At 66.4% G+C, this 6,322-nt stretch carries 6 protein-coding genes and 1 pseudogene; 5 read left to right on the forward strand and 2 right to left on the reverse strand.

What is annotated here, in order from left to right:
- Together VKZ87_RS17640 and VKZ87_RS17645 are read right to left on the reverse strand one after the other, a co-directional pair.
- Window positions 1–183: pseudogene (locus VKZ87_RS17640) on the reverse strand (LysE family translocator); the annotation flags it as partial.
- 126 nt (window positions 184–309) lie between these two features.
- A complete protein-coding gene (locus VKZ87_RS17645; protein ID WP_324222588.1) occupies window positions 310–894 on the reverse strand; it encodes an intradiol ring-cleavage dioxygenase in 585 nt (194 codons plus the stop codon).
- A gap of 143 nt (window positions 895–1,037) precedes the next feature.
- Between VKZ87_RS17645 and VKZ87_RS17650 the strand changes: the two genes are divergently transcribed.
- The 5 genes from VKZ87_RS17650 (at window position 1,038) to VKZ87_RS17670 (ending at window position 6,149) form a co-directional block, all read left to right on the forward strand.
- A complete protein-coding gene (locus VKZ87_RS17650) occupies window positions 1,038–1,637 on the forward strand; it encodes a TetR/AcrR family transcriptional regulator (RefSeq protein ID WP_324222589.1) in 600 nt (199 codons plus the stop codon).
- Window positions 1,638–1,682: 45 nt separating this feature from the next.
- The gene (locus VKZ87_RS17655; protein WP_324222590.1) at window positions 1,683–2,093 is read left to right on the forward strand and encodes a hypothetical protein; all 411 of its coding nucleotides are present in this window, start codon (window positions 1,683–1,685) and stop codon (window positions 2,091–2,093) included.
- A 151-nt stretch (window positions 2,094–2,244) separates the two neighbouring features.
- Entirely contained in the window at window positions 2,245–4,251 is a 2,007-nt protein-coding gene (locus VKZ87_RS17660) for a TRAP transporter fused permease subunit (protein WP_324222591.1), read from the forward strand.
- Window positions 4,252–4,271: 20 nt separating this feature from the next.
- Window positions 4,272–5,438, forward strand: coding sequence for a TAXI family TRAP transporter solute-binding subunit (locus VKZ87_RS17665; protein WP_324222592.1), 1,167 nt, complete (start codon window positions 4,272–4,274; stop codon window positions 5,436–5,438).
- Window positions 5,439–5,633: 195 nt separating this feature from the next.
- Window positions 5,634–6,149: a DinB family protein gene (locus tag VKZ87_RS17670; protein WP_324222593.1), complete on the forward strand. Its 516-nt coding sequence runs from the start codon at window positions 5,634–5,636 to the stop codon at window positions 6,147–6,149.
- Window positions 6,150–6,322: the final 173 nt, after the last annotated feature.

Genomic DNA, 6,322 nt, shown 5'->3' on the forward strand with positions numbered 1-6,322 from the left:
GCTGAAGCCCGCCACCAGCGCATGGCCGTAGCAGCCGACGGTGATGCCGGCGAGCGTCACCAGCCCGGCGACGCGGCCCTGCGCCACCGAGCGCGTCATCACCAGCAGCATGTCCGGCCCGGGCGTCAGCGCCAGCGCAAAAGCCGCCGCGGCGAAGGTGAGCAGGGTGGCAAGATCCATCATGGCGGCGACGATGGTCCTCCGAGATCATCGGGTCAAGCGAGAGCCTCGCCACATTCATCGTCATGGCGGGGGCCTGACAATGACTAACCCCAAGTCATTCCCTCGGCGCGGACCGAGAGTCCAGCCTCATCCCATATCCAGCACGAAGTCGAAGCGTGCGATCTGGCCGGCCTCGTCGCCGGCACGGCTGACCTGCAGCGACCGGCGGAACAGACGGTCGCGCGCGTTGCCGGGCTCGCCGGGGAAGTAGAGCTGGGTGGTCAGCACCGGCTGCTGCGGCGCCTGCACCTTCACATGGATGTGGCGGGTGCGGCCGGGATAGGCGCCGGGCAGGATCGTCTCCACCTGCCAGCGCCCTTCCTCGTCGGTGAAGTGATGCCCGCGCAGGCGATAGCCATCATTGTCGTAGCGGCCCTGCGCATCGGCCTGCCAGAGATCGACCAGCGCGCGTGGCACCGGGCGGCAGCTCCGGTCGAGCACATAGCCGCCGAGCCGCAGCCGGATGCCGGGCAGGTCGGGTTCCAGCAGGCTGCGGCGCTCGGGCGAGAGCGGCGTGTAATAGGGTCCTTCCGTCTGGGCCGGGGTCGGATCGGCGCCGCAGGCCGGCGTCGGTTCCAGTGGCGGAGTCAGGCCGCGGGTCTGCGCGTAGCCGAGGCCGGGAAGAGCGGAGAACATCGCTGCCTGGAGCAGCAGGTCGCGGCGGGTCGGCATCGACAATCCCCTTCTCTTTCTCGGTTTCGCGGCGCCTCACGCCCACGGCCGGACCGCGCCTTTCCTGCGCTGCGCACGGGAAGTTTACCAGGGGCGACCAAGGCGGGCTTGATCTTGCGAACGACCGTTCGTATATTCACTTCATGAGCAAAGGCCGCAAAACCCGTTCGGCGATTCTTTCCGAGGCCCTGAGTGCCGTCAGCACCGAGGGGTTCCAGGGAATTTCCATCGGTATGCTGGCCGACCGGCTGAAGATGTCGAAATCCGGCCTGTTCGCCCATTTCGGTTCCAAGGAGGAGCTGGAGAAGGCGGTGCTGGAGGAAGCCGGCCAGCGCTTCATGGCAGCGGTCTGGACGCCGGCAAAGGCGTTTCCGCGCGGCCGTCCGCGCATCGAGGCGATCTTCCGCAACTGGATGGACTGGAGCCTGCATACCGACGGCATGCCCGGCGGCTGCGTCTTCATGAAGCTGTCGGCCGAGGTGGACGAGAAGCCCGGTCCGGTGCGCGACCAGCTCAGCGAGATGCAGGCGCGGTGGCAGGCGACGCTCGCCCGCTCCGCCCAGATTGCCATCGAGGAGGGCCATTTCCGCCCCGATCTGGACCCGCGCCAGTTCGCCTACGAGATGCAGGGCATTCTGATGGCCCTGAAATACTACCGTCGCCTGTTGCGCGACGAGAAGGCTGTCGAGCGCAGCCAGCAGGCCTTTGCCGACCTGCTTGCCCGGTCGTCCGTCCGGCACTGATTAAAGTAGCGTCCCCGGAAACCACCTAACGAAAGTGAGTCTCCCATGATGCCTGCCCTTCTGTCCCGGAATACCGCGACAAAAAAGCACGATCGTTCGTTTATCGCACGGCCTTTTGCCGTCCCGCGTCAGGATGCCACCGAATCCCGGCGCCCCGACTGGCTGAAGCCGAGAGCGGCCGAGGAGCATGTCTCATTCGACTGGCTGGAAGGTCTGCCCGACCCGCGCGCGCTGGAAGGGCTGAACCAGCCGACCTGGCGCATGCTGGTCGGCAGCCTGCGCGAGAAAATCGCGCTCTGGCGCAGGCGCAGCGAACAGCGCCGGCTGCTGGCGCAGATCGATGCCCGCAGCCTGCGCGATGCCGGCGTCGACCCGGGCGTTGCCGATTTCGAGGCGGCGCAGCCCTTCTGGCGCAGGCCGATGGTGCTGCGCGACCTGCCGATCGACCGCAACTGACCGCGCTTCCGGAGGCCTCCCCGGCACCGCCCTGCTGCCGCCCGCTGGAATTGAACGCCGGCGGGCGGCGGCAGCCAGCCGTTTGTTGACGAACCGGCGGTGACGCTTAAGCTCTGTCCGACAATCGGGCAGCGCCCAGGGAGGACATAGAATGGTACAGGGGGCCGGCGCTGCGCGCGCCGACGAGATTTCGCCTGCCGAGCGCATGACCGAGGATCTGGCCTATCGCCGTCTGCCTCCCGTGCTCCGCGCCGTTTTCGTCGCCCTCACGCTCGGCGCGCTGGTAATCGTCCTGAACCAGCAGTTCAACCTGCGGCTCTTCAACGTCACCCTGGTGGAGAACCGTTACCTCTTCGTGCTGGCCGGCGCCACCCTGCCGCTGGTCTTCCTCGCCTATCCCTGGAACGGCAAGCCGAACGACCGCCTGCCGGTGGCCGACATCCTGCTCTCGCTGGTCGCGATCGGCTGCATCGGCTGGTTCGCCTGGCAGTCCGAGCGCATCCTCGGCGAGGGCTGGGAATTCGCGCCGCCGACGACCGCCAAGATTCTCGGCGCCATTCTCTGGGTGCTGATCCTCGAGGCTCTGCGCCGCTCCGGCGGCACGGCGATCTTCATCATCGTCACGCTGGTGTCGCTCTATCCGGTCTTCGCCGACGTGATGCCAGGACCGGTCCGCGGCATCGGCCAGACGCTGGAAGACACGCTGGCCTATCACATCGTTTCGTCGGAAAGCGCCTTCGGCATCCCGATGAAGGCTTTCGGCGAGATCGTCATCGGCTTCATCGTCTTCGGCGTCGCGCTCAACCACACCGGCGGCGGCCGCTTCTTCAACGACGTCGCCTTCGCGCTGGTCGGCCGCGTGCGCGGCGGCGCAGCGCAAGTCGGCGTGATCTCCTCCGCCCTGCAGGGCTCGATCTCCGGCAGCGTGATCTCCAACGTGATCTCGTCCGGCGTCGTCACTATTCCCGCGATGAAGCGCACCGGCTTCCGCGCCGACTATGCCGGCGGCGTCGAGGCCGTGGCCTCGACCGGCGCCGTGCTGATGCCGCCGGTGATGGGCTCCACCGCCTTCGTGATGGCGAGCTTCCTCGGCATTCCCTATGGCGAGATCGCGCTGGCTGCTGCCGTGCCGGCGCTGCTGTTCTATTTCGGCCTCGCGGTGCAGATCGACGCCTATTCGGCCAAGCAGGGCCTGCGCGGCCTGAAGCGCGACGAACTGCCGCGGCTGTGGGCGACGCTGAAGGAGGGCTGGCTTTACATCCTCGTCTTCGTCGTGCTGATCTTTCTCATGGTGAAGGAACAGCGCGAGGCCACCGCGCCCTTCTTCGCAACCGCGCTTCTGCTCGTCATCAACCAGATCCTGCCGAAACACCGGCTCGGCTGGGCGTCGCTGCTCGAACTGGTCATGGCCACCGGTCGCGCGCTGGCCGAACTGGTGGCGATTCTCGCCGGCGTCGGCTTCATCATCGGCGCCTTCTCGGTGACCGGCCTGGCCGGCACGCTGGCCAACGACCTGATCTTCCTTGCCGGCGACAATGCGCTCATCCTGCTGCTGATGGGCGCCGTCACCAGCTTCTTCTTCGGCATGGGAATGACGGTGACGGCCTGCTACATCTTCCTTGCCATCGTGCTGGCGCCGCCGCTGGTCAAGGCCGGACTCGAGCCGCTCGCCGTGCACCTCTTCATCATGTACTGGGGCATGATCTCCTTCATCACGCCGCCGGTGGCGCTGGCCACCTTCGCTGCGTCGTCCATCGCCCGCACCTCGCCGTTCAAGATCGGCTTCCAGGCCGTGAAGCTCGGCGCGATCATCTACATCGTGCCCTTCTTCTTCGCCCTCAACCCCGCCCTGATCCTGAAAGGCGAGCCGCTCGACGTGATCAGCGTGATCGCCACCGCCGCGCTCGGCGTCTTCCTGATCGCCGCGTCGATACAGGGCTGGCTGGTCGGCGCCGGCCGGCTGCACGGCGGCATCCTGCGCACGGCCGCACGCATCATGCTGGCGACAGCCGGCTTCGCGCTGGCGACGCCCGGCGGCAGCGACCTCATCCCGGTGAGCAACATGACGCTGGCCAGTACGGGCGTCGCCCTGCTGCTGGCCGCTTTCCTGTTGCTCAGGCTTGCCAACCGGGCCACACTTTCACCCGCAACCAAGTAGAAGAAACCGGAGGAACGTCCATGCGTGTTGCATTAACCACTCGAGTCGCTGCGGCCATCGGCACCGCTGCGGCGCTGGCGCTTTCGAGCGCGGCCTGGGCGCAGAAGCTGCCCGAACAGCTGACCTGGACGGCGTATGACGTCGGCTCCGGCGGCTACAACCAGGCGGTCGCGATCGGCAATGCCCTGAAGAACAAGATGGGCATCACGCTGCGCGTACTGCCGGGCAAGAACGACGTCTCGCGCACCGTGCCGCTGCGCGAGGGCAAGGTGCCCTTCTCCGCCAACGGCGTGGGCGGCACCTACATGGTGCAGGAAGGCATGTACGAGTTCGGCGCCAAGGACTGGGGTCCGCAGCCGGTGCGCTCGATCCTGCTGAACAACTCCGATGCGCTGCTCACGGTCGTCGCCGCCGGCGATATCGGCGTGAAGACGATGGCCGACCTCAAGGGCAAGCGCGTCGCCTGGGTCGTCGGCGCGCCGTCGCTGAACCAGAACATCACCGCGCTGCTGGCCTTTGCCAACCTGACCTGGGCCGACGTGCAGAAGGTCGAGTTCGGCGGCTTCGGCCAGGCGATGGACGGCATCATCAACAACCAGGTGGATGCCGCCTTCACCTCGACCATCTCGGGCAAGGCGTTCCAGATCGAGACCTCGCCGCGCAAGATCGCCTGGCCGACGGTGCCGCATAACGACACCGAAGGCTGGAAGCGCCTGAAGGCCAAGGCGCCGTTCTACGTGCCCTTCATGGGCACCGAGGGCGCCGGCCTGTCGAAGGACAAGCCGGTGGAGGGCGCGACCTATCCCTATCCGGTGCTGATGACCTACGCCAATGTCGATGCCGGCATGGTCTATGCCATGACCAAGGCGATGGTCGAGCTCTTCCCGGACTACAAGGACGCGGCACCGGGCAATGTCGGCTGGGACATCAAGCGCCAGGTCTTCGACTGGGTCGTGCCGGTGCATGAAGGCGCGATCAAGTATTTCAAGGAGATCGGCGTCTGGAAGCCCGAATACGACAAGAACAACGACGACCTGATCAAGCGCCAGAAGGTGCTGGCCGATGCCTGGGCCGCCCATTCCAAGGGCAGCCATGCCGACGACGCGGCCTGGATGAAGGCCTGGCAGAAGGCCCGCGCCGATGCGCTGACCAAGGCCGGCATGGAGCCGGTGCTGACCGAGTGGTAAGGCGCCACCGCCTGAGCTGACTGCAGCGGCCCGCCGGCAACGGCGGGCCGTTTTGCTTTCAGGCTCCAGAGACCGTCACCCTCGGGCTTCGCCCAAGGGTGACGATTTGATTTTCCGCTCCGTTGAAAATCCCTCCATTGCAGCGTGACAATTCCGCGCTTCTCAGCGCCGGCGTTGCGGCTCTAGTCTGCCGCCATGACCGACCTCGCCCTCGACCATGTCCGCCGCATGGCTCGCTACAACCGCTGGGCCAACAATCGTCTCTACGACGCCTGCGCGATGCTTTCGCCGGAAGACTACTTTGCCCCGCGCCCGAGCTTCTTCGGCAGCATCCATGCGACGCTGAACCACATCCTGGTCGGCGACAGCATCTGGCTCGGCCGCTTCACGGGATCGGTGCCGGCGCATCTGACCAGGCTGGACATGATCCTGCACGAGGATCTCGCCACGCTCCGCGCCGCCCGCGAGGCCAAGGACGCGGAGATCATCGCCTTCACCGACGGCCTCGATTCCGCCGCGCTGTCGGGAAGCTTCACCTACCGCAACATGCGGGGCGACGAATTCACCGATCCGCTCTTCCCGCCGCTGACGCATTTCTTCAATCACCAGACCCATCATCGCGGCCAGGTGCACGGCCTGCTCAGCCATGCCGGCGTCGAGCCGCCGGAGCTCGACCTGATCTACTTCCTGCGGGAGTCGGGCCAGTCTTGATCCTCTTGTCATGCCCGCGCTTGTCCCGGCCATGACAGTGGTATTGATGCTTACAGCTTCGCGTAATCGATCTCGCCGTGCCGATCGAGCGGCTTGCCGCCTTCGGGCATCGGGTATTTCAGGCCGCTCGCGCAGTTGAACAGCACCACGCGCTCGTTCTTCTTCACGCGGCC

Source organism: Ferrovibrio sp., from assembly GCF_035304305.1.
In the GTDB taxonomy this organism is placed as follows: Bacteria; Pseudomonadota; Alphaproteobacteria; order Ferrovibrionales; family Ferrovibrionaceae; genus Ferrovibrio.